1 protein-coding gene is annotated in these 1,612 nt (G+C 59.6%); it reads left to right on the top strand.

The window, feature by feature from the left end; all coding sequences use genetic code 11:
• Positions 1 to 46: 46 nt before the first annotated feature.
• The coding region (locus N4G42_RS25315; protein ID WP_260669156.1) for a TnsD family Tn7-like transposition protein at positions 47 to 1,612 on the top strand (1,566 nt) is incomplete at its 3' end.

Genomic DNA, 1,612 nt, shown 5'->3' with positions numbered 1-1,612 from the left:
CCTTAAGCGCATACACCCTTATTTGCATCTCATTGCCAAACCTCCCATGTCCGGCATCGGCATAAGCTATGCGCCCGCACTGCTTCCGGACGAGCTTCTTTATTCGTGGCTAGGCAGGCTTGCCGCACTCAATGCCGGAGGCGCGCCGCGTGACGTCCTCCAGCGATTCTTCGGCTGTCGCACGCTAGTGCCGAGCGTGGACTTGCAAACGAGGCTTCTTGCAATGACGCAGCAGCTCGGTGGCTTGCTTCCATTCACGACCCTTACAGAGCTGTTGGAGCGCGGCACCTTGCTGCCCTACCACCGTCCTTTCCTCACGACGGCTCTCCACACGCGCGTATGCCACAGCCTGCTACATGGCGACGGCAAAGGACTCAAGACGCTAATGGGCCGAGTGGCAAACCGCTTTGGCGCCAATCCAGCGCTACGCAGTTGCCCCGGCTGCTTGGCCGACAGCTGGGAGCACCACGGTAGCCTTTACTGGATGCGTCGGCATCAGTTGCCTGGCGTCAACTGCTGCACCCTCCATGGCGTCCTGCTACAAAACTTGCCGCTGCAAGCCCGGACGCACCGCCAGAGGCTGGTCCTTCCTGATGCAATGCCGGGAACGCAGCGCTCCATCCTCGCTGAAGTGCGACAATTGCGATTCGCCCAGCTATCGCAGGATCTAGTCGAAGCATCCCTGCCATCGATGGATCCGATTCAGCGGGCGTCGGCGTACCGGGATGCCGCGCTGACACTAGGATTTCGCACCCGCCGCAACCGCGTGGATTTTCCTTCGCTGGCCGACGAGCTGCGCCAACATTTCAATGATTTCCATGGTTTCGACCATCAAGCGCGGCTACTTGACACTGCTGCGCATCCGCTGGTGTGGCTACGTTCTCTGTTCGATATGCCCCAGCGATCGCTGCACCCAATTTGCCATCTATTGCTGATCGATTTTCTATTCGGCTCAGTAGCCGCTTTTGAGATTGCGTGTGGCAGATGCGACATGCGGCTCAAGGATTCACCTCTCGGCGCTCTTTCACTTATAGAGGCTGATGTTATCCATGCTTCATCCTCGGCGCCGACGATGGACGACGAGGCAGTCCTGCGAGATCCATCGCTGTCGTGCCGCCAGGTGGCAGCAAAGATCGGACGGAGCGTGACAACCGTCGTGACCTGGCGCCGGGCACAGAACATGCCGATCAGAGAACGCCGCAAGACGCTACATCCTTCAGTGATTGATCAGGTAGTTAAAGCCCTAGGCTCCTTGAGTTCGTTACCGGCCGTAGCTGCACGGACAGGTGTCTCACTAAGTTCGGTGTACCGAATCCTAGCGCAGTACCCGTCAACTCCGCGGCCAAGCAAAGACGCGGCCGGCATCGCTCAAGTTCAACTGCGGCGAGCACGGTGGATGGAAGCGCTGCTGGCTTGTCAAAAGGAAGGGATTTGCCAGGTGACTATGGTCAGGGCACGTGCCAGCGCCGACTACGCCTGGCTCTACCGGCATGACCGCACCTGGCTGGCGTCGACCACCCTCAAAGCGACGCCGTCTTTCCAACGCCGCATCAAGAAGCGCAGCCGAGTGGACTGGGTTCGGCGGGACGCAGAGCTAAGTCAGCTGCTGCAG

It is taken from the genome of Acidovorax sp. K2F (assembly GCF_025246485.1).
GTDB lineage: Bacteria > Pseudomonadota > Gammaproteobacteria > Burkholderiales > Burkholderiaceae_C > Acidovorax > Acidovorax delafieldii.
Note: the sequence above shows the minus strand (reverse complement) of the source record. Positions and strands in the feature narration are given on the sequence as shown.